At 52.0% G+C, this 22,028-nt stretch carries 20 protein-coding genes and 1 tRNA gene; 12 read left to right on the forward strand and 9 right to left on the reverse strand.

The window, feature by feature from the left end; translation table 11 throughout:
- Nucleotides 1–59: 59 nt before the first annotated feature.
- The gene (locus GFN93_RS07040) at nucleotides 60–818 is read right to left on the reverse strand and encodes a glucose 1-dehydrogenase (RefSeq protein WP_153500069.1); all 759 of its coding nucleotides are present in this window, start codon (nucleotides 816–818) and stop codon (nucleotides 60–62) included.
- 354 nt (nucleotides 819–1,172) lie between these two features.
- On the opposite strand from GFN93_RS07040, the gene GFN93_RS07045 reads away from it, so the two are divergent.
- The 9 genes from GFN93_RS07045 (at nucleotide 1,173) to GFN93_RS07085 (ending at nucleotide 12,048) form a co-directional block, all read left to right on the forward strand.
- Nucleotides 1,173–2,408, forward strand: coding sequence for an FAD-dependent monooxygenase (locus GFN93_RS07045; RefSeq protein ID WP_153500071.1), 1,236 nt, complete (start codon nucleotides 1,173–1,175; stop codon nucleotides 2,406–2,408).
- A gap of 58 nt (nucleotides 2,409–2,466) precedes the next feature.
- Nucleotides 2,467–3,105, forward strand: a complete 639-nt coding sequence (locus GFN93_RS07050; RefSeq protein WP_194285759.1) for a chorismate--pyruvate lyase family protein — start codon at nucleotides 2,467–2,469, stop codon at nucleotides 3,103–3,105.
- A 62-nt stretch (nucleotides 3,106–3,167) separates the two neighbouring features.
- Nucleotides 3,168–4,718, forward strand: coding sequence for a flavin-containing monooxygenase (locus tag GFN93_RS07055; RefSeq protein WP_235901710.1), 1,551 nt, complete (start codon nucleotides 3,168–3,170; stop codon nucleotides 4,716–4,718).
- On the forward strand, nucleotides 4,718–5,677 hold the full coding sequence (locus tag GFN93_RS07060) for a sulfite exporter TauE/SafE family protein (protein ID WP_153500074.1): 960 nt from the start codon (nucleotides 4,718–4,720) through the stop codon (nucleotides 5,675–5,677). The genes GFN93_RS07055 and GFN93_RS07060 overlap by 1 nt, the downstream gene beginning before the upstream one ends.
- A 35-nt stretch (nucleotides 5,678–5,712) precedes the next feature.
- On the forward strand, nucleotides 5,713–6,492 hold the full coding sequence (locus GFN93_RS07065; RefSeq protein ID WP_153500076.1) for a cupin domain-containing protein: 780 nt from the start codon (nucleotides 5,713–5,715) through the stop codon (nucleotides 6,490–6,492).
- Between the two features lie 138 nt (nucleotides 6,493–6,630).
- Nucleotides 6,631–7,209 (forward strand): FMN-dependent NADH-azoreductase, encoded by a 579-nt coding sequence (locus GFN93_RS07070; RefSeq protein WP_194285760.1) that lies wholly within the window; start codon nucleotides 6,631–6,633, stop codon nucleotides 7,207–7,209.
- A gap of 58 nt (nucleotides 7,210–7,267) precedes the next feature.
- The gene (locus GFN93_RS07075; RefSeq protein ID WP_208993727.1) at nucleotides 7,268–9,013 is read left to right on the forward strand and encodes a flavin-containing monooxygenase; all 1,746 of its coding nucleotides are present in this window, start codon (nucleotides 7,268–7,270) and stop codon (nucleotides 9,011–9,013) included.
- 26 nt (nucleotides 9,014–9,039) lie between these two features.
- Nucleotides 9,040–10,134: a 3-deoxy-7-phosphoheptulonate synthase gene (locus GFN93_RS07080; protein WP_153500079.1), complete on the forward strand. Its 1,095-nt coding sequence runs from the start codon at nucleotides 9,040–9,042 to the stop codon at nucleotides 10,132–10,134.
- Between the two features lie 456 nt (nucleotides 10,135–10,590).
- The gene (locus GFN93_RS07085; RefSeq protein WP_153500081.1) at nucleotides 10,591–12,048 is read left to right on the forward strand and encodes a hypothetical protein; all 1,458 of its coding nucleotides are present in this window, start codon (nucleotides 10,591–10,593) and stop codon (nucleotides 12,046–12,048) included.
- A 165-nt stretch (nucleotides 12,049–12,213) separates the two neighbouring features.
- Here GFN93_RS07085 and GFN93_RS07090 read toward each other — a convergent pair.
- The 5 genes from GFN93_RS07090 to rpsU form a co-directional block, all read right to left on the reverse strand.
- Nucleotides 12,214–12,290: transfer RNA gene (locus GFN93_RS07090), tRNA-Ile, on the reverse strand.
- Nucleotides 12,291–12,469: 179 nt separating this feature from the next.
- Nucleotides 12,470–14,356: an RNA polymerase sigma factor RpoD gene (gene rpoD, locus GFN93_RS07095; RefSeq protein WP_153500083.1), complete on the reverse strand. Its 1,887-nt coding sequence runs from the start codon at nucleotides 14,354–14,356 to the stop codon at nucleotides 12,470–12,472.
- A gap of 157 nt (nucleotides 14,357–14,513) precedes the next feature.
- On the reverse strand, nucleotides 14,514–16,436 hold the full coding sequence (dnaG, locus tag GFN93_RS07100; RefSeq protein ID WP_153500085.1) for a DNA primase: 1,923 nt from the start codon (nucleotides 16,434–16,436) through the stop codon (nucleotides 14,514–14,516).
- Nucleotides 16,437–16,557: 121 nt separating this feature from the next.
- Nucleotides 16,558–17,007: a GatB/YqeY domain-containing protein gene (locus GFN93_RS07105; protein ID WP_153500086.1), complete on the reverse strand. Its 450-nt coding sequence runs from the start codon at nucleotides 17,005–17,007 to the stop codon at nucleotides 16,558–16,560.
- 23 nt (nucleotides 17,008–17,030) lie between these two features.
- The gene (gene rpsU, locus GFN93_RS07110) at nucleotides 17,031–17,246 is read right to left on the reverse strand and encodes a 30S ribosomal protein S21 (RefSeq protein ID WP_007148705.1); all 216 of its coding nucleotides are present in this window, start codon (nucleotides 17,244–17,246) and stop codon (nucleotides 17,031–17,033) included.
- 154 nt (nucleotides 17,247–17,400) lie between these two features.
- On the opposite strand from rpsU, the gene tsaD reads away from it, so the two are divergent.
- Complete coding sequence (tsaD, locus tag GFN93_RS07115) at nucleotides 17,401–18,426, forward strand: tRNA (adenosine(37)-N6)-threonylcarbamoyltransferase complex transferase subunit TsaD (RefSeq protein ID WP_153500089.1); 1,026 nt, start codon at nucleotides 17,401–17,403, stop codon at nucleotides 18,424–18,426.
- A gap of 307 nt (nucleotides 18,427–18,733) precedes the next feature.
- On the opposite strand, the gene plsY is transcribed toward tsaD, so the two are convergent.
- The gene (gene plsY, locus GFN93_RS07120; RefSeq protein WP_328594369.1) at nucleotides 18,734–19,351 is read right to left on the reverse strand and encodes a glycerol-3-phosphate 1-O-acyltransferase PlsY; all 618 of its coding nucleotides are present in this window, start codon (nucleotides 19,349–19,351) and stop codon (nucleotides 18,734–18,736) included.
- A gap of 159 nt (nucleotides 19,352–19,510) precedes the next feature.
- On the opposite strand from plsY, the gene folB reads away from it, so the two are divergent.
- Both folB and folK read left to right on the forward strand, forming a co-directional pair.
- Entirely contained in the window at nucleotides 19,511–19,873 is a 363-nt protein-coding gene (gene folB, locus GFN93_RS07125) for a dihydroneopterin aldolase (protein WP_153500091.1), read from the forward strand.
- Nucleotides 19,866–20,369: a 2-amino-4-hydroxy-6-hydroxymethyldihydropteridine diphosphokinase gene (folK, locus tag GFN93_RS07130; protein ID WP_153500093.1), complete on the forward strand. Its 504-nt coding sequence runs from the start codon at nucleotides 19,866–19,868 to the stop codon at nucleotides 20,367–20,369. Before folB ends, folK begins: the two co-directional genes overlap by 8 nt.
- 288 nt (nucleotides 20,370–20,657) lie before the next feature.
- Here the strand turns inward: folK and GFN93_RS07135 are convergent, their stop codons facing one another.
- Both GFN93_RS07135 and GFN93_RS07140 read right to left on the reverse strand, forming a co-directional pair.
- Nucleotides 20,658–21,587, reverse strand: coding sequence for a DUF4124 domain-containing protein (locus GFN93_RS07135; RefSeq protein WP_153500094.1), 930 nt, complete (start codon nucleotides 21,585–21,587; stop codon nucleotides 20,658–20,660).
- Entirely contained in the window at nucleotides 21,584–22,024 is a 441-nt protein-coding gene (locus GFN93_RS07140; protein WP_153500096.1) for a DUF4124 domain-containing protein, read from the reverse strand. Before GFN93_RS07140 ends, GFN93_RS07135 begins: the two co-directional genes overlap by 4 nt.
- Nucleotides 22,025–22,028 lie beyond the last annotated feature (4 nt).

Below are 22,028 nucleotides of genomic sequence, written 5' to 3' on the forward strand. Positions count from 1 at the left end.
CAAGGGGGACGACATAGCAGGATAAAGTTGCCACAACGAGGTAATTACCTCAGCAGGAGTTAGCTGCTGAGAAGAGGATTAATATTGCAGCCGCCATCAATATTGATTTCGGCTCCTGTGATGAATGCTGCATCGTCAGAAGCCAGGAATGTGACCAAATTGGCGATTTCTTCGGGTTGGCCAAAGCGTTTAAGGGGGATGCGAGCCTGTAGCGCCTGAGCAAAGCCTGAGATTTCATCCTGGGACATGCCGGTTTTGCCGAAAATGGCTGTTTCGGTGGGGCCAGGGTTGACAGCATTAACGCGTATTTTTCTCGGAGCAAGCTCTGTGGCTGCGGTACGAGTATAGGAATTGAGTGCTGCTTTAGAGGCGGCATAAATAGCGGTCATCGGCATACCTGTATAGGCATTAATTGATGACAAGTTGATAATGGATGCACCCTCATTGAGTACAGGAAGCAGTTTTTCAATGGTGAAAACCGCTCCTTTAAAGTTAATGCCCATCTGATGATCAAACATCTCTTCAGAGATCTGACCAACGGGAGCAGGCGCGAAAATGCCGGCATTAACAAAGAGAATATCCAGTGAGCCAAGCTCCTCCTTGACCTGGGAAACCAGTTTTTCGATGGCGGAAAGATCCGAAACATCAGCAACCGACCCAATAACTGAGAGGGATTCTGCAGCGGAGTAAACCTTGTCAGTGGATCGCCCTGTGATCATGACCCGGGCTCCGTGCTCTGCCAATGCTTTGGCGGTAGCAAACCCAATGCCACTGTTTCCGCCAGTCACGAGTGCTGTCTTACCTTCCAGGTTTTTCATTATTCATCCTTTAATTAACGTTTGAATAGGAGTCAGACCATTCAGGAATGATCGTTCCGAAAAGCTAGCATGACCCCATTCATATGATCAAACGGATAACTGGGGCGAAGTTATCTAAATTCTTAATGTGGCTTAAAGTGAGGCAATAAGGACGTGGGTGCTAAAAGTGGCGACGCCCTGAAATTGAGCATTGGCGCGCCATTTGTGGGCAAGAAAGAAATTTTGTGAGCCGGGACACTATTCAAAAAAACTTCAAGTTAATTTGTTGCAAACGAAATATTGCTTATGTAGATTGTTGCCCAATACTGGAATGATCGTTCTGTTTTCTTGTTGCTGATGTCCTAGGGAGTGGGGATGATGAAGATTGGCCTCATAGGCGGAGGTGTTGGGGGGCTAACTCTCGCTCTGTCACTGGTAAAAGAAGGTTACAGGGATATTCATATCTTTGAGTCTTCGAAAGAGATCAGTGAGCTCGGTGTCGGGATCAACATCCTGCCACATGCAATGAGAATCATGGATGGCCTCGGTTTGCTGGAATCGCTGGTGGAGGCGAGTGTTGAGACCGAGAGCCTTAGCTACTACACGCAAAAAGGGCAGTTAATTCTTTCTGATCAGCGTGGGGTAAATGCGGGCTACTCCTGGCCTCAGATTTCGATCCATAGATCCGCTCTGATACAAATCCTTTATTCCGCCGTTATCGAAGAGCTTGGCAAAGAGAAAATACATACAGATTGCCGTCTGACGGGGTTTGAATCTCAGCCAGGAACGCCGGTTATTGCCTCTTTCTCTGAAAGAAATGAAGAATTTGACCTTCTGGTTGGTTGTGACGGCATTCATTCCGAAGTGCGAAAAACCATGTACCCAAATGAAGGGGCGCCAAAATGGGATGGGATTACCATGTGGCGTGGTGTTTCGTGGATGCCCGCCTCAAGCGTATTTGAGTCCATGATTATTGCCGGGAAGTCGGAGCATCGGATGGTAATGTACCCAATAAAAAAAGAGCCGGATGGTCAGTATCTGGTGAATTGGGTAGCTAAACACAAAACCTCTTCAGCTCAGGAAATGCCGAGGCAAGACTGGGTTCATAAAGTAGACAAAAGAGAAATACCTGAGCACTTCAATAACTTTGAATTCCTGAAAATATCAGAGTTGATTGCCAAGTCAGAAGCCATATACAAGTATCCGCAAGTCGATAGAGACCCTCTTCCTGCTTGGCATTACAACAACGTGACGTTGCTTGGAGATGCCGCTCACCCAATGTACCCATCAGGGTCTAATGGCGCCTCTCAGGCAATTCTTGACTGTGAATCATTTGTTTGTTCGCTCAAGGAAGAAAAGGATTTAGGTGCAGCGCTTACACGCTATGAAGAGGAAAGAAGAACCGCAACCTCCGAAATCGTTCTGAAGAACAGAAAAGCTGGCCCTGAGCGATGCATAGATGTAGTGGAGGAGCGCGCTCCAAACGGTTTCGATGATATTAGCCAGGTGATATCCAAGGATGAACTTGAGTCTATTTTACAAGACTACAAGAAAGTGGCCGGGTTTGACCGCAATACCCTGGGAAATTTTAAAAAGCCTGTATCTGCTTGATGTTTGACGTAAGCGTGAGACAGAGGCGGGGGATCAGGAAGGGATGCAGGAGCTGACAATGGATGCCGAAGAAACGGAAAGCTTGTCCGGTAGTGGTTTTGTTGCTGAAGGCTGCTACGTTCGGGATGGCGAAGATTCCGAATACTATCCAAAGAAATTGTCGATAGGTAAAAGCCTGTCGGAACTCAAGCTAAATCACATTCAAAAAATTCTATTGATGACCGATGGTACTGTTACGGAGTTGCTTGAGTATCTATCACAGGAGCCCATTGTCATTGAGAAGGTTTATCAGAAGCTGGAGGGCGACCTTTGCGGTGTTCCTGATGAACATGTGAGCTCTATTCAGCCTGGGGTGTCGCAAGTCCTGATCAGGAAAATTATTCTTAAGGGGAAGATAACCCGGAAGAACTATATCTATGCTGAGTCTACGATCCTTGTGGACTGTCTGCCATCCGACTTTCGCAACGAACTGATTAACACTAAAACGCCGATTGGAAAACTGTGGTCTAAACATCGGCTTGAAACATACAAGACGGACTTTGTTGCCATTAAGGAAAAGCCCACAGCACAGATCGCATCTCACCTCTCCATTCCGCTGGATACTGATGTTCTGAGCAGAACCTACTGTGTTTATTCGTGCGGGGAGAAGTCGATGGTTATTACGGAAAAATTCTCTTCAGATTTGTTTGTTGAATAGCGTAATTATTAATCTAATTGATTTGGTTGATTCAACGGAATGAGATTGTGTTGGGGAAAAATATGAAAGCATCAAATAAATTGTATGACTGTGTAGTTGTGGGTGCAGGTCCAGGTGGTGTGGTGGCAACAAAGGAGCTGATTGAAAATGGCGTAGACAATATTGTTTGTCTGGAGAAGTCTGATTCAATTGGTGGCGTATTTGCGAAAGGTTACGACAGCCTGCTACTAACATCATCGGCAACATTCAGCATGTTTTCAGATTTTCTCAATAAGCCAGGTGAAGATAATCACTTCTGGTCAAAAGAAGAAGCCGTGGAATATTGGCAAAAGTATGCATCTCATTTTGGTGTGAATGGGTTTATCCGTTTTAACACTGAAGTGACAAATGTTGATCGCGACGGAGATTTGTGGCGTATCGATCTGGGTGATGATCATATCTTTTCAAGAAGAATAATTCTGGCGACGGGAAATAATAGTATTGAAAGTTACCCGGATTGGTCAGAAAAACTTAAAGAAATCCAGTTTTCACACTCAAAACACTACAAGAATGCTGAGTCGTTTGTTGGTAAGCGTGTTCTTGTTGTTGGAGGAGGAGAATCCGCTTCTGATATTGCTCTCGATATCTCTCGTGTGGCTGATCAGTGCTGGATTAGCTTGAGAGAAAGTGCGGGATGGGTTGTGCCAAGAAAAAGGGGAGAGTACGCAACGGATATCTCAACGCACAGAGGTATCTGGGATTTGCCGCGTCAGTATGGGACATATTTTACAAGGCGATCCATTGAAATAGAGAAAGAAAAGAATGACCCCCTCTACGATGCAGTAGCCATGCTTAACAGCAAAATTCCAGACCCCAAGGGGATATGGAGCACCTATGGAACAAAGACTACGGCTCTGGCTGAGGCGATTGCATATCACAACTGTAAAGTTGTTGGTGAAATTGTAAATGTAGCTGATGAAGATCGGAGACTGGAGTCAGCAGACAGAATCAGTCTTGAAAATGTTGATGCGGTGGTGTTCTCGACCGGGTACGTCAATATCACACCATTCATGCCTGAACAGTACCGTCAATGTGACCCCAGAACCTTGTACAAGCATATGATTCATCCTGAACTGGGTGACTCTTTGTGTTGGATTGGTGTGGCAAGGCCTGGGTTTGGCAGTCAGTTCCCTATCATGGAAATGCAGTCTCGTTACTTCGCCCTTCTTTGTAGTAAACAGGCGGAATTACCTAATCATGAGATGATGCATAAATCGATTAACGAAGACCATGATAAGAATATTGAGCAATTTGGCAAAAATGCTCAAAGAATAAGAAGCCTGGTTGATTATTTCAGATACATGGATGGCATGGCAGAAGTAATCGGATGCAAACCTCCGTTGAAAGAGTATTTTGTGCGCTATCCATTGCTTTGGTTGACCATGATGTATGGCCCTGCTCAGGCGACCCAGTACCGTTTGGTGGGGCCTGGAAGTAAAAAGAAGATCGCACACCGTATACTGCGTCAGCTCCCGGTAAGTAAGTTTAATAACGTGGTCAAGATGGGCTTGAGAATGAGGGTGGCTCATGCTCTTGATTCGGTGAATCTATATGCTCAGCGGAAGCTTCTCTAATGAGCAGCCGTGTCAGCATGTTGAGGCTTAAGGCTTTTGTTGGAGGGGAAAGCCCCGGCAATATAGCTGTGATGAGGCTGGTCTTCTACGTCCTGAGCATCATTATCCTTCTTGTTCTTGGTGAGCAAGTCATTAATGACCCTGGAGCTGGAGGCTATCTCAGCTTAACAAAATCCCTGCTCTATTTTTTGATGGGCGTTGTTGCCGCAACCATTGCTAATTCAACAGGTGCAGGTGGAGGGATTGTCTTCCTGCCAATTTTTATTGGGCTTGGGTTTTCGCCTATCGAATCACTTTCCACAAGTATTGCAATTCAGTGCTTTGGTATGAGCTCAGGCTCGTTGGCGTGGATTGCTTACCATGAAAGGGAAAGAAGGGTGCTTCCGGAGCAATGGCGAAATTTCTACCTGATGTTATCGGTAGCGATTCTTTCTTCATGCGTGGGTATTCAGCTTACCTTGAAATTGCTACCAGACCCATATCTCGACATTGAACTGGTCTTCTCCGTCTTCTCCCTGTTTGTAGGTGCTTACATATTGCAGCGTGCGTTACGTAACCGTTCTGAGTCCATCGGTCGGAGTAATGCCCTTGGTGCGCAAGAGATGCTCGGTCTCGCCATGGTTGGCTCCATTGGCGGGGTCGTCACCTCGTGGATCTCTGTGGGAGTGGGCGAACTGCTACTGATTTATCTTATTGCGATTGGTGTAAGACTCAATGTTGCGGTCGCGGTTGCGGTGTGTGTAAGCGCTGTTAGCGTTCTTTCCGCTATACCCCATTTCATGGCGGAACGTGTCGTTAGCCTTCATGTGCTTGTTTTTGCCGCTCCCGGGGCTTTGATCGGCGGGTTTGTGGCTCGCTATATAGCAACATGGCTTGGTGCGCATAAGCTGAAGGTCGCGGCATCATGCTGGATCATTCTTAGCTCTCTTCCACATCTTATTTTTTATTTTTTCAAATAAATCTCGTGAAAAAGGACTTTAGTCAAGGAGTTACAATGGAAATTCTCAGGAATATCGCTCTCCCCACCTTTTTGGTTTCAGCGATAGCGATGCCTCTTTCAGCTCAGTCTCATGACTTTTCAAGCATGAGAATTGATAACTCCGGGCAGGCAAAGCAAAACTGGTACTGGTCACAGCAACGTGGTCATAGCCACGGGCATGGTCATGATAATGGAGACGATAGTGAGGATCTTGATCTGGAGGTGACCTACACGCCTGTGGACGCGCTCGATAATGATTATGTAACTGAGAGCGGAGAGTTAATTCAGGAGATTGTTCCTGACCGCGAGATTGATCGTCTTCATGCTGCCAGTGAGTATCAGACGATACCGCTAGAACGGCATCTGTTGCCACCTTATTACTACCCGCCTGCAATGAATACGGTTGAAGACTACGTTACCACCAAGGATGAGTTTGTGAATATCAATCCGGCTCCAGGGGAGTGGGTACGTATTATGGAGGGGAAGCGTCATGGCTTTCAGTCTACCACGGTTGGTATCACCTACACACAGCAGGGTGGCGGGGCTCCGCTTCATACGCATGAGTCAGAAGAGACTCACGTGTTGGTGGATGGTGGCAAGGTTCGTTATCAGCTAGGAAACGAGGTGTTTGAGGTTCAGGCACCTTATGTAATTAATATTCCTCCTATGGTACCGCATGCCTTTATGAACTTGCGTGAGGAGCCTGTCGAGATCGTTGTCTTCTTCCCCTATAACAAGTGGGAAGCTGATTTTGTGCAACATGATGACGTGGTGAACTTCTTCACCTTGCCCTGACCTGTCGCGCTCGGTCCTAACTCCGGGCGCAGATTTTATCCTTTTATGAGCGTCGGGCTCGAATTGTATGCCCGAGGGATAGCTTGTGCCTTATTGAAAGGTGTAAGTGTTCAGGTCGGTGGTTATAAGGAGGTTCTGGTGACGACGTTGGTGCTTGATTGTAGTGCCCGAAAAGAAAGTTCAGTGAGTAGAGATTTGACCCGTCATCTTTCTGATTTGCTATCGGGCCCCAAAATTTACCGAGACCTGGGTGAGGGCGTCTTCCCCGCTTTGTCTGGTGACGACCTGATGTCTCTACATGGGAAGAGGCCGATAGATAGAGAAAGTCTGGCCAAGCATGCTGACATTTCCAGGCAGTTGATACATGAACTCCGTACGGCCTCTGTTCTTGTTGTTGGTATGCCAATCTATAACTTTTCTGTGCCGGCAACACTTAAGCAATGGATTGATTATGTGGTCCAGCCGGGTGTGACGTTCAGATACGAATCAGGTAATCCCGTTGGCCTTTGCGACAACATCGCAACTGCTTATCTGGTTGTATCGTCAGGTGGAACTGTTGTTGGTGGGCCCCATGATTATGCAAGCAAATACGTTGAATGGATCTGTCGTTTTCTTGGTGTCAAGGAGGTCCATCATATCGACGCAGGTGGTTCGAAGCGGTCGAGAGTGGAGATTGTCAGCGAAGCAACCTCGCAGATAAGGCAGCTTCTTGCCTGAATGCTATAAAAAGACTGGGATTGAATGCCCAGGAAAAAGGAACTGATAAAGAGAAGGGATGACAATGAAAGTTTGTGTGATTGGTGCTGGCCCATCTGGCCTGACAACGATTAAGCAATTGCTTGATGAGAATCATGAGGTCACTTGCTTTGATGCTAACGACAGTCTTGGGGGGATATGGTACCGAGGTGGTGACGACAAGCAACAAATGAAAGCTTACGACAACATGATGCTGACTATCTCCATGAAGCTCATGTCTTTTTCTGACTATATGTACAAAGATGGCCGTAAGTTTACCGATCACAAAGGGTATCTTCAGTATCTTGAAGAATACGCAGAACTTTTTGACCTAAGGTCCCATATTCGATTCAACAGCATGGTCAAAGATGTTCACCACGAGGAAGATGGCAGCTGGAGTGTCATTGTATCGGAGGAAGGTGGCAGGCCGAAATCGTATAAATTTGATGCTGTTGCTGTTTGTAGCGGGCCTTTTAAAAAGCCGAATACAGATATCAAGGAAATTTCCGGTTTTGATGGAGAAGTTATCCACTCTCGTTCTTACCGTAACAATGACGATTTTGTCGGAAAGAAGGTCCTCGCCATTGGTCTTGCGGAATCCGGTGCTGATATGCTTCGCGAGGTATCTAATGTGGCTCAACGGTGTGTTGTGTCAATTCGTTCGCACACCTTCCTTATCCCCAGGCTGATTTACGGTAAGTATTCTACCGATACCTTGACCACTCGATCCCACCACTATGAAATGTGGAACCGGGCTTCAGACATTGAATTTTCAATGAAGTCATTCAGTCAGGATAGCTGGCTGATGAAGAATGTGTTTCTTGGTATTGCCAATACCTATGGGCTTGCTTCCATTCCACTTAACTTTCTTTCAAAGAGATTTGGGAAGAAGGATATTCCTGAACAATCGATGAAGAACAATATGGGTCAAGATAAAGACCCATCAAAGATCGATTTTGATACCGAGAACACGCCAGAGGTCGTTGACTTCATCAATGAATGGAACAAGAAGTCCCACCATAACAATGGAAACTGGTCCCAGAAGATAATTTTCTCCAAGAATGTCAGTTTTGTTCCTAATATCCTCAAGAAAAAGTTGATAGTGAAAGACTGTGGTATCGATCATGTCGAAGGAAAGACGGTTTACTTCAAGGATTCTACGGCTGAAGAGTTTGATCAAATATTGCTTTGCACTGGATTCAAGAAAGATTTTTCTCTGTTGAGTAATGTAGAGATTAAAGACAACAATGTCAGAAACCTCTATAAACATTCATTTCACCCGGGTTATGAAGGGACCCTTGCATTAATCGGCTTTGTCCGCCCAATAAGTGGCGGGATTCCGATTTGTGCGGAAATGCAGGCACGTTATTTTGCTCAGCTTTGCAGTGGCAATGTCAAACTACCAAGCGATGTCAATAAACGCATTGATAAAGAAAAAGACTGGGAAGAGAGATGGATGTCGCTAAGCCCTAACCACACTGAGTCAATGCCATCACAGATCATGTTCCTCGATGCCATTGCCAAGGAAATTGGCTGCCATTATCCATTCTATAAAATGATCCTTAACCCCCGATTGATGGTGAAGCTCTGGTTCTACTCCTTCAATCAGTCCTGCTACCGGTTGACCGGGCCTCATAGTAACCATGATGAGGCCCTCGAGGACATCATGACCGAGGAGGTTCCCCTTCACGACTATGGGTTCATGCTCACGATGATCGCGCTTTCCTTTATGCCTTCATCATTTCATCCCAAGAATCTAGATTTTCAATATGGCGTACGTGGCTGAATAAATGACTGAAGGAGGGTAATGACATGAGCTCGAAGCACGTAGATAACGTCAATATCGACTCTCAATTCATCTTGGCAACTCCGGACCAGATCAAGAGTTCAGTGCCAGTTTCGCCTAATTCGGAGAAGGTGGTTCGTGAGGGGCGTGAGACAATCAAGAATATCCTTGAAAAGCGCGATCATCGGATGATTGCGGTTGTGGGGCCGTGTTCTATTCATGATGTCGATTCGGCACTTGAATATGCCAGGAAGCTCAAGCTTCTTGCGGATAAAGTGTCTGATACTCTGTATATCGTGATGCGAGTCTATTTTGAAAAGCCAAGGACCAGTATCGGGTGGAAAGGGCTGATCAACGATCCATACCTTGATAACAGCTTCAGGATTGAAGAAGGGCTCCAAATCGCGCGTAAGTTGCTTGCAGATATTACGGATATGGGTTTGCCCGTGGCCACGGAAGCGCTTGATCCTGTGGCGCCCCAGTACTTTTCTGATCTTATCAGTTGGTATGCCATTGGCGCGCGAACGACCGAGTCTCAGACCCATCGTGAGATGGCCAGTGGTCTGTCTTCGCCAGCAGGCTTCAAGAATGCCACCGATGGAGGTCTCATGGTCGCAATCAATGCTATTGAGTCGTCTTCCCACCCACATCGATTTCTTGGCATAAATGCTCAGGGTCAGGTTGCGGTGATCAAAACCACCGGCAATTCTCATTGTCATGTTGTGCTTCGTGGTGGTGGTGGTAGCTCGAATTACGATGCTGATCATATTGAGGTGTGCGAGCACGTGCTCAGTAGTTCAGGCATCGATCCCGTTATCATGATCGACTGTAGTCACGCCAATTCCGGAAAGGATCCCTCCAGGCAGCCGATTGTGTTGAGTGACATTGCGGCGCAAATTCAACAAGGTAACCGTTCAATCATCGGTTTCATGATGGAGAGTCATCTCTATTATGGGAGCCAGTCCCTGGATGCGGACAATCCCAAGTCTCTTCGCTATGGGGTCTCTATCACTGATTCCTGTCTTGACTGGGAGAGTACGGAAAGCTGCCTGGTGGATCTGGCCAATGATCTGCAGCGAGCCCTGCCAAAGCGCGTCAAAATGACCTCTGCTATTGCCTGATTGATACCCATCGAGTGCCTTGCCTTGCTGATTCGGCAGGGCAATGTCCGTCCGCTATTTAGGGTGCTGTTAAGCGTGATGGGCCGGAGGGCAGCCACGCTGTCCTCTTGCATCGCCTTTCCTTGCTCTGGCCGGTCCTATAGTCGTGCAGCCACATGACCGCAATGTCGCGCGCCTGTGCAGCTTGCAGGCTGCGCCTTTACAATCGATCCGTAATTTCAGTCATTCTCTTTGAGTGTGCAGCTGCATTTTTTAGCCCTTTTTTTCTGTCAGTGCCGGCCCCCGTTGGGAGTGAGCATGATAGTTTCGAATAACTGGATTATTATGCGACTGCATAATAAATGAATAGTGATGCGCGCCTTCGTATTGCAAACGTGATTCTGCCATTAAAGTGACATTGCTTTTTTGGGGTCATCCAGGGCGCTGCTTTCAGCCCGATTACTTCCGGACAGCATTATGACAACAAGACTTTGCAGCATCCTGGTATGCCTGACCGCCCTGATGGCGACAGGCTGTGGAGGTGGTTCCTCATCCAGTGGTGGCGCCGTCACGAAAGCGACAAGCAGCGCGCCAACCCATGCCTGGTTTTATGACGCTGACGGCGCTCAGGTGGCGCGTATGCAGTTCCACTATCCTGACGAACTCACCATTGACGTGCAGTTGAACTCTGTCGGGCCAGACATGGCCTGGGGTACCGTGGACGATACCTCGCATCCCTATCTTCAGTGTCAGTACATCTCCGCACCGACCCCGCTGCTGCGCTATCCGGATCTGTTTTTTCATGGCATGGCGGAGTCGCCTACGGGAGCTACAGGTCTGGCAGTTTTAGGTCTTTCGAATTACGGCCCGATGAAGTGCCCGGTGCGTAGCGGCCGACGGCTGCAGCAAGAGTCCGGTTACGTAACTGGCCTGTTCATGCCTGCCTTTGACTTCAGTTACAGTTACTCCATCAATGCCGAACTTGAGCACTTTGGTGGGACCGCAACGGAGGTGATCAACTACGAATTCGATGGTCTGGACACGACGGTTGCGGAGATTTTGGCATTATCAGAATTTACCACCACTAATATCGATCTCGAGACGGTGGATGAGCCGGATCTGCCCGCCATCGTTGATCACACCCAGACCAATGCCGTTATCTATGATGCCGAGCAGCGCCCCCTGAGTATTGACCTCGCTGCGGATAGCTCCTGGACAGCCGTGCTTGATGAATACTGCATGGAGGCTGATCCCATTGCCGTCTCTCTCAAGCTTTTGAGGGGATGCTCCTCCGCCCACCAAACACGCTCCTATCGGTATCTGGGCAATAGCGTCGAACAGGACACCCAGCGCTACAACGGCTCAACGTCCGCAGACTTATATACCAATACCGCCACGCGCCTGGCCGACCGTGTGATCATTCACCCCGGCACTGCCGATGCCGGTCCTGAATCGGGTAGGTATTACGACTCCTATTTCTTCAATGCGTCGGAACAAGTGACGGCCATGGTGCGAAGTTCCTACGGTGAAGACGGGATTTGGGGCACGGTAGACGACCGACCGGAAACAGTTGAGTCTTACCATTATGACGGCAGCGGCCGGCTCTCCGAAGTGGAATACCTCGGCTCGATAGCACTGAGTTACCGTTACTACAGCGATGGGAAGTTAAAACAGGTTGACCAATTTCATGTTGAGTCTGACGTCCCCTGGCGGAGAACGCTACTTTCCTACCGACAGGGTGCGCCAGCCAAGATCACCGTGCAGAGTCGCGAAGCTGACGAGAACGATGGCTATGTACTGCAAACGCGTATTGTCATGGCGTTTGCTCCAAGCGAAGAAAAATGGCCCAAGCTGTTTTCACCTGTCCCTCTTATCCCCGAGTACCGGATGCCGCCCAGTATTGATGACCTGATGCGCTTCCAGCCGATAAGATGATCTGGGATACGTAAGCGGCCCAGATGAGGCCGCTTTTTTGTTTCTATCGGTAGGCTGTTGCCTGTCAAAATAAGGCGTGCAGCCACTTTGGCAGGTGGAGTACTGTAAGTCGCCAATGGCAGGCAACTTATGCTCCATTCCACAGAAGAAAAATATGAGAGAAATTGGTGGGCCCACCAGGACTTGAACCTGGGACCAATCGATTATGAGTCGACTGCTCTAACCAACTGAGCTATAGGCCCTGAGAGATCGCCTGACGTCAGATGCTCGACGTCTGAGGCAATGCCGACGCTAATGCGCGGGCAAGGATTATAACGTGAATTTCTAGCAGGGAAAGGTCGATCCTTTTTTATTATCAACCCGGGCTGCGCAGCAGCCCGGGTTGCGTCTTGCATCCGGCATCAAGCATCCGGCGTAATATTTACAGATCGCCGTCCAGGAAGCTGCGCAGGTGTTCGCTGCGAGACGGATGACGCAGCTTGCGCAGCGCCTTGGCTTCGATCTGACGGATACGCTCACGGGTCACGTCGAACTGCTTACCCACTTCCTCAAGGGTGTGGTCAGTGTTCATGTCGATACCGAAACGCATGCGCAGTACCTTGGCTTCACGGGCGGTGAGGTTGGCCAGTACTTCGCGGGTGGCCTCTTCCAGGCCCAGCGAGGTGGCGGAGTCCACCGGGGATTCCATGTTGCCGTCTTCGATAAAGTCGCCGAGGCTGGAATCTTCATCGTCACCGATGGGGGTTTCCATGGAGATCGGCTCTTTGGCGATCTTCAGAACCTTGCGCACCTTGTCTTCCGGCATTTCCAGGCGCACGCCCAGCTCTTCCGGCGTCGGCTCGCGACCCATTTCCTGGAGCATCTGGCGCTGTACCCGGTTGATCTTGTTGATGGTCTCGATCATGTGTACAGGAATACGAATGGTGCGCGCCTGATCCGCAATGGAGCGGGTAATAGCCTGACGAATCCACCAGGTGGCGTAGGTGGAGAACTTGTAACCACGACGGTATTCGAACTTGTCTACGGCCTTCATCAGGCCGATGTTGCCTTCCTGGATGAGATCAAGGAACTGCAGACCACGGTTGGTGTATTTCTTGGCAATGGAGATAACCAGACGCAGGTTCGCTTCCACCATTTCTTTCTTGGCGCGACGGGCCTTGGCTTCACCGATGGAAATGCGACGGTTGATTTCCTTGATGTCCGCCACCGGGAGGCCAATGATGTCTTCGATGGTAGAAATCTTGCGCTGGGCGCGCTGGATGTCTTCCTTTACAACTTCCAGCTTGTCGGCAATAGCCTTGCCTTTCTTGGTCTTCAGCTGGGTATCGATCCAACCCATGTCGGTTTCATTGCCGGGGAACAGCTTGATGAAATCCTTGCGGTCCATGCCGCCACGACGGATGGCGAAGGACATGATCTGGCGCTCGAACTTGCGCACCAAATCCAGATTGTTACGGGCGCCAACCAGCATTTCGTCATAGATACGCGGAACCAGCTTGAACAGGGTAAAGTGCTCGGCAAGGGCTTCCAGTGCCTTGGCGGTGCTGGCATGGTCACGGCCGTTGCGCTTCAGTGCGCGCTCAGCTTTTTCATGCAGCGTTTTCAGCTCATTGAAACGCTCTGCAGCCAGTACCGGATCCAGGCCGCCTTCATCTTCGTCGGAGTCATCATCAGAATCGTTGTCTTTGTCGTCAGCGTCTTCTTCGTCATCGTCCTTCTCTGCCTTCTTGGCTTTTTCTGCGAAGGTGGGTTCCTTGTTGGCGTTGGTGGCCGCAGCCCCATCGTCATTGGGATCCAGGTAGCCGGCGATGATATCGGTGAGTTTGCGCTCTTCGTTTTCCACGCGGGCGTATTCGTCGATCAGCATGTCGACAGCGCCGGGCCAGAAGGCCAGCGCGTGCATGACTTCACGAGTACCTTCTTCAATACGCTTGGCGATCTCGATTTCGCCTTCACGGGTCAGCAGTTCCACTGTGCCCATTTCGCGCATGTACATGCGCACGGGGTCAGTGGTGCGGCCCGGCTCGCTTTCTACGGACGCGAGTACGGCCGCAGCTTCTTCGGCAGCCACTTCGTCGGTGCTGTCGGCACTTTCATCGATCATCAGCTGATCGGCATCGGCGGCCTTCTCGACCACGGTAATGCCCATGTCGTTGATCATCTGAATGATGTCTTCAACCTGGTCGGTGTCGGTAATGGACTCCGGCAGGTGGTCGTTAACCTCGGCATAGGTCAGGTAGCCCTGTTCCTTGCCGAGTGCGATCAACTGCTTCAGCTGGGATTGCTGCTGCTGCTTTTGAGTCGTCATGCAATAAAGCCCGTCGTCGTGATGATGCCGTGGGGAAACGGCGTATTATACTCGGAGATGGGGGTGACGGCCAGTAATTGCAAGGCGTTGCGGTAGTCGGGGGTGGACGGTTGCTGGTTGGCCGGTATCTTAAAAAACAAGGGGTTAGGTTTGCAGGCTAGTGGAACGGTTTGCGGGCGTGCTGGCGTGCCTCTGCCAGCAGCTTGTGCAGTTCCTGCCAGTGGGCGGCATCGGGAATGCCGGCCTGCTCCACTTCCAGTAATGCCGCTTCCAGACGGGCAACTTCCAGTTGGGAAAGCGCGTCCTGCCAGAGCCTGGCGGCCATGGTTTCCTGCATGGGGGGCTTGAGGCTGGCTCTGAGCAGACGTGAGAGGATTTCCCCCTGTTCCAGGGCCATTAACGCACCAAGCAGAGAGGCTGGGTGCTGATGCTTTTGACACAGGCCAGCTACCTGGATCAGCAGGTCGATATGCGGCACGGGCAGTCGCTCCACGCCATCGGGGAGCGGGTGAGATTCGACCAGCCCCGGATAATCCAGCAGCACCAGCACCAACCGTTCGGCCATGGTTAGTGGCCCCTTGCGGCGGCCGGAGTCCCGACGCTGCGGGGCAGGGCTGTCCAGCGTAATGGGGAAGTCGTCGGCGGGATAAAAGTCATCCTCACCCTGCGGTGGTGCATCATCCCAGCCGGGTGGTGGCGGCTCATTGTCATTGCCGTAGCCGGTGTCTGAATGTGGGACGGGTCTGCTTTGCTGCGCAGGCTCTGCCGGCGCTTTGGGCGCGGGTTTGAGCTGAATCAGCGATTCCTTGTCCAGTCGGGTCAGCTGCGCCAGCTCTTCGGTTAGCAGCGCACGGTAGACCGGGCCGGCCGGTTTATCCAGATAGGGCAGGGCCAGCCGCGCCAGTCGCGCGCGTCCATCCACCGTATTCAGGTCGAGCCCTTCTGACAGATGACGGAAGAGATAAGTGGACAGGGCGTCCGCTTTGTCGGTCATGGCGCGCAGCGCCTCGGGGCCCTGCGCCCTGACCAGGGTGTCCGGATCTTCGCCGTCGGGGAGGAACAGGAAGCGAACCTGTTTGCCATCGTCCAGTGCCGGGAGCAAGGACTCCAGTGCCCGCCAGGCGGCACGAACACCGGCCTTGTCGCCGTCGAAACACAGAATCACTTCGTCCACCTGGCGGAAAAGCTTGCGGGCATGATCCTCGGTGGTGGCGGTGCCGAGGGTGGCGACCACGTTGGGGACACCATACTGATGCAGCGCAATCACATCCATGTAGCCTTCCACCACATAGAGGCGGTCGCTGCGATCACGGCTCTGACGCCACTCCCACAGGCCATAAAGCTCTTCGCCCTTGTGAAACACGGGGGTTTCCGGGCTGTTCAGGTATTTCGGTTTGCCGTCTCCCAGTACCCGGCCACCGAAACCAATGGTGCGGCCACGGCTGTCGCGGATTGGGAAGATGATGCGGTCGCGGAATTTGTCATACACCCGGCCGTTGTCCTCCCGGCGCACCAACAGACCGGCGGTGAGGGCCTGCTCCAGGGTGGCTTCGGTCAGTGACAGGCCGTTGATCAGGTTGTCGTAACCGGGAGGGGCAAAGCCCAGCGAAAAGCGCTTGGCAATTTCACCACTCAGGCCCCGGTTCTTCAGGTAATTAACGGCTTTCTGCTTCTCCGGAGCCTGGCGTAATTGCTGGGCATAGAAGTGCTCGGCGCGACCAAGAAGATCGTACAGGGACTGCAGGCGATCCTTGCGCTGGCGATCGGCGGGCGTTTCCGGGCGGCTTTCCGGCACTTCCATGCCGGCGCGGCTGGCAAGTTGCTTGACCGCCTCCGGAAAGTTCATGTGCTCGTATTCCATCAGGAAGCCCACGGCGTTGCCTTTGGCGCCACAGCCGAAGCAGTAGTAGAACTGCTTGTCCGGAGCAACCGTGAACGAAGGGGTCTTTTCCTGATGGAAGGGGCAGCAGGCGCTGTAGTTGCGACCGGTCTTTTTCAGGGGCACACGGGCGTCAATCAGCTCCACCAGATCGGTGCGGGCCAACAGGTCTTGAATGAAGTTATCCGGTATGCGCGCCATGGGACTGATTTTGCCAGAAGGGCGGTTATCTAAACAGAAAGACGGGCTGAAAGGCAGCTAATAGTTAACAGTTAATAGTTAACAGCGAAAACCTGGGATAGCAGGGGCTTCAGCAGGAGGATTAGCTGTTCAGCTTGGCGCGAACTTTTCCGCTGGCAGCGCCCATGTCGGCACGACCTTGGAGCTGAGGCTTGAGAATTCCCATGACCTTGCCCATGTCCTGCATGCCGGCGGCACCGGTGCTGGCTATGGCTTCGTCAATCAGGGTGTCGATTTCCGCATCGGTGAGCGGCTCGGGGAGGAATTCCTGGAGCACTACGATTTCCGCTTCCTCCACGTCGGCCAGGTCGGCACGATTGGCGTCGCGGTATTGGGTCGCAGAGTCCTTGCGCTGCTTGATCAGCTTGTCGAGCAGGGCCAGTACACGCTCGTCATCGGGGTCGATGCGTTCGTCTACTTCAATCTGCTTGATCGCTGCCAGCGCCATACGAAAAACGCCAAGACGTGCCTTATCTTTTGCACGCATGGCGTCTTTCATGGCTGCAGTGAGCTGCTCTTTGAGCGCACTCATCAGACGTCTCTACTCAGCAATGCTTAGTAAAGACGCTTGCGTGCGAGCTGCTCACGCTGCAGTTTTTTAAGGTGACGCTTGACGGCTGCGGCACGCTTGCGCTTACGCTCTTGAGTGGGCTTCTCGTACTGTTCGCGACGACGCACTTCAGACAGAATGCCCGCTTTTTCACAGCCACGCTTGAAACGGCGCAGGGCCACATCAAACGGTTCGCCTTCTTTCACCTTCACCTGAGGCATGAAGAATCACCTTCCTAGAAATTAGAGTTTATGGATTCGCTGCGGGCTCAGGTGTCCCATTTGCAGCGAGGGCGCGATTTTACCTAAGTGGGCAGGAAATGCAAATCAGCTTGTCGGGGGGTATTATGGCGCCCGGATTTCAAAGGTAGGCATCATGCGCGTTCTGGGTATTGAATCAAGCTGTGACGAGACCGGTGTAGCCATTTATGACACCGAGGCCGGGCTATTGGGGCAGGCCCTGTACAGTCAGGTGGAAATGCACGCCAAATACGGTGGGGTAGTACCGGAACTGGCTAGCCGCGATCACGTACAGCGGGTGTTGCCGCTGGTCAGGCAGGTGCTGGAAGAGGCCGAAACCCGCCCGGAGCAACTGGACGGTGTCGCTTATACAGCAGGCCCCGGCCTGGCTGGCGCTCTGTTGGTAGGGGCGGGCGTGGCACGCTCCCTCGCCTTTGGCTGGGGTATTCCTGCGGTGGAAGTCCATCACATGGAGGGCCATTTGCTGGCCCCCCTGCTGGAAGAGCGGGCCCCGCAGTTCCCCTTTGTGGCCTTGCTGGTCAGTGGCGGCCATACCCTGCTGCTGGATGCGCGCAGCCTGGGGGATTACTCGATTCTGGGCGAGTCAGTGGATGATGCTGCCGGTGAAGCGTTCGACAAGGCGGCCAAGATGATGGGGCTGGGCTATCCTGGCGGCCCACGCATTGCGGCGCTGGCCGAGCAAGGCACGCCCGGTCGCTTCCGCTTCCCCCGGCCGATGACGGATCGCCCCGGGCTGGATATGAGCTTTTCCGGCCTGAAGACCTTTACCCTCAATACGATTCACGATCTGGGTGGCAAGGAGGCCCTGTCAGAGCAGGACCGAGCCGACATCGCGCTGGCGTTTGAGGAGGCCTCGGTGGACACCCTGATCATCAAATGCCGTCGCGCCATGGAGCAGACCGGTTACAAGCAGTTGGTAATGGCGGGAGGGGTGAGTGCCAACCGTTCCCTGCGTGCCCGCCTGGGTGAGCAGATGAAGAAACGGGGTGTGGAGCTGTTCTACCCGGCACCTCAGTACTGCACCGATAACGGCGCCATGATTGCCTTTGCCGGTGCTCTGCGTATGCAGGCGGGGGAGTCTGCCGAGCTTCCCATCAAGGTGCGTCCAAGATGGCCGCTGACGGAGCTGGCGGCGCTGTAGGCAGGCACCGCGACCACGACGGAGCCCCGTTGCTGTAGGAGCCTGCCTGCAAGCGATCCGAGCGAGGGTGAGCAATCAGTTTCGAGTTTCGAGAAGCGAGTTTCGAAAGGCGAAACCGGCTGCATGGAATGAAGTTTGGATTTGATCTTCGAGACTCGCCTCTGGAATCCTTACCTCGCCGAGGCTCGGATCGCTTGCAGGCAAGCTCCTGCGGCGGGGTATAGCAAGTGTTTATCGACGCAAAAAGGCGTCAGGCGTTCAGTCAGTCTTCCGGTTTTGATTTTCGAAACTCGCTTCTCGAAACTCGTCACTGATCTTTCTTCTTGAACCCCAGTTCTTCCCCGCGCAGGATCTTCTGCAGATTGCTTCGGTGGCGGGCGATCATCACCAGCGACATGACCAGGATTGGCCAGAAGGCGGGGCTCAGCCAGGCGAAAATACAGGCCGGGGCGACCACAAAGGCGCTGAGTGAGGCGATGGAGGAGATTCTGTTCAGGGCGAATACGGACAGCCAGGTGCCGCCGGCGACCAGGCCGCTGGGCCAGTGCAGGGCAAAGAGCAGCCCGAAAGCAGTGGCGACGCCCTTGCCGCCTTCGAAGCGGAAGAAAACAGGATAAAGATGGCCAAGGAAGGCGCTGGTGCCCACCAGGGCGGCAATCAGCGGCCCAAGATTCAGGTAGTTGGCGACGAGGACCGGGATAACCCCTTTCATCACATCACCCAGCAGCGTCAGGGCGGCGGCGGGTTTGCCACCAATCCGCAGCACATTGGTGGCGCCGGGATTATTGGAGCCTTCGGTGCGAGGATCGGGGTAACCAAACAGACGGCACACCAGAATGGCACTGGAAATGGACCCCATCAGGTAACCGGCTACGCACAAAGGCAACAACCAATACCACACATCCTGTAATGTCCCTGCTTCCACCGGCTATAATCTCCCTTCACATCGCTTGGCTGCGAAATGCGGCTTTATTGTACACATGGCGACGTTGTTGCCTGCGCTGCAAGCGTAACATCTGATTACCGGCAATGGGATCATGTCAGAAGCGACATTTTTCAGGTTGCCAACGCAGAGAGAGCGAGTATGGATATTGTTTATATCAATGATTTGAAAGTGGATACCGTGATCGGCATTTTCGACTGGGAGCGTCGGATCCGGCAAACCGTCAGCCTGGACCTGGAAATGGCTGCAGATATCCGCAAAGGTGCGGCTTCAGATCACATTGATGATGCCCTTGATTACAAGGCTATCGGCAAGCGGGTGATCGCCTTTATCGAAGGGAGTGAGTTCCAGCTGGTCGAGACTCTGGCGGAGAGCGTAGCTCAGTTAGTACTGAAGGAATTCAGCGTGCCATGGCTCAAGCTCCGCCTGAGCAAGCCCGGCGCCCTTCGTGGTTCCCGTGATGTGGGTGTGATCATCGAACGGGGTGAGCGTCCTCATGGATAACGCCGTCGACACACAGGTTTATCTCAGCCTGGGTTCGAACATTGATCGGGATCACAACATTCGTTCCGGGCTGGATGCTCTGGAAGCAGACTTCGGCGAGCTGGCCATTAGCCCCGTTTATGAGAGTGAGGCGGTAGGCTTTGATGGGGACGCTTTCTACAACCTGGTCGTGGGTATCAGGACCCGTCTCTCGGTGGGTGAGCTGACGCTCCGCCTCAAGGCCATGGAAAAGGATCATGGTCGGGTGCGAGGCGAGAAGAAGTTTGCCAGTCGAACGCTGGATATCGATATCCTCACCTATGGGGACCTCACCGGTGAGATTGATGGGGTGCAGCTGCCTCGCGATGAAATTCTCAAGCATGCGTTTGTGCTCAAACCACTTGTGGATCTCGCGCCCGATGAGCGCCATCCTGAGACCGGTGAGACCTATCGGTATATTCTTGAGCGGTCGAACTTCGATGCTCAGAAGTTGTGGGTGGTGGATTTTCCGCGCTAGGGGTAATGCTCGTTCAGCAAGCTGAATCGCTCACCGCTCTAAGGCCTTGGTGCAGCGACAGGGGCAGGATTGTCGTGAGATTCATGCATGTGTGATTCGGTCGCGGAGCAATCAGGGGCAAGGGATGGGTTGCGAAGTGGGTCGACTCGCTGTCCTCGGAGTGTCTGCAAGAATGAGCGTCTACAGTCAAAGGCTCCTTTCTTGGAGCGTATGACTCTGAAATCGTTTTTGGTGATTGATGGAGGGCCCGCCAAGGTTTTTGGTGGGCCCTTGTTGCTTTAAGGGCGCTTAATCAAACCACTGCGGCTGCATGCCTTTCTGGGCCCAGCTGAAGAAGTCATATTCCAGTCGTGATAGCCCGCCGGGATAGAGGTGGCCGATGCGCTGCAGCGTGGGGCGTCGATCAGTTTTTTCCAGGTCTTGCAGCAGTTGTCTCAGAGTGCTGCGGCCCACAGGTTTGGACATCAGGAAAGCGGTTGCGCCCCAAGCGACGGTGTAGGGAATAGCATTGAGTTGATGGGCCAGACTCCTCCAAGAGTTATCATCCAGTGACAGATACTGGCGCATAGTGATCAACTGCTGGTTATCGATCCAGTGTTGAATGCGCTCTTCCGCATCCGGGAGGGTGGTGACAATGGATCGGCCATCGGGTTGTACTTTCAGCGTCTGGAAATACTGGGCAAGGCCCTCATGCAACCAGACGGGCGAAGCGGGGGACAGTTGGAACAGCAGAACATGACTGGCTTCGTGCAGGATAGTCTGTGCCACCTCCTCGTCATCATCGCTCCATCGCCAGACGGCGACTTCATTTGTTGAGGAAAGGAATACGCCCGCATAGTTGGGGTTGCCTATAGCTCCCCGATCCTGCATCCACCCGACAAAGTCCTGTTGTTCCTCAAAAAGGTAAATATTGACCTCTGCGGTGCCATGTAAATCCAGTCCGAAGTCTTTTCTGTATCGGTTATATATTTGCTGGATTGCAGACAGCGTGTGGTCCTGCAGTCCTTCCTTTAGCTTAAAATCTTGGTGCCGGATCTGAATTTCCAACGATTTTTTCTGGTTTTTACCAGTATTGGGGGGGACAACTCTTACCTGCTGATCAGTGGGGGGCTTGTCGCCAAAATGTAGCTTGCCGTCAGCGTCTCTCCACTGGTAAATCTCAGCATGAACTACAGATACAAGCGCTGTAAGAATGGCAACGAAGATAAACGATTTCATTGCTGGCAATTCTCTTCTAACCACTTTTGAGTCTTGGCGATGTCGGCTCTCACTTCGCTCATCGGGACATCCCACTCGTTGCCCTCGTCATCGAAATAGACAAACGGTCGTTGTAGTTTCTTGAGTCTGTCTCGGGCTTCGCGACAATTTTTTTCAAGGGCCGCGAGCCGTCGCTCTCGTTCAGCTTTAGCTTTTTCCTGCTTCTCCCTTTCCTTGAATTGTTCGCTCTCCCTGAGACGAAGTGTCCGTTGGTGGATGTCATGAACATTCTCGTCCTGACCGAGCTTCTGGGGGGCCTGAATTTCAACAGATTCATGCTGAGTGTCAGGCGCTCTGTCACCAAATTGCCAGTTGCCGTTTACATCCTTCCAGCGATATACCTCTGCAGCCGCTAATAATGGCAGCAGAAGACTGATGGAAAGCAGTGTCCTTTGCATTCTT

It is taken from the genome of Alcanivorax sediminis (genome assembly GCF_009601165.1).
Taxonomy (GTDB): domain Bacteria; phylum Pseudomonadota; class Gammaproteobacteria; order Pseudomonadales; family Alcanivoracaceae; genus Alcanivorax; species Alcanivorax sediminis.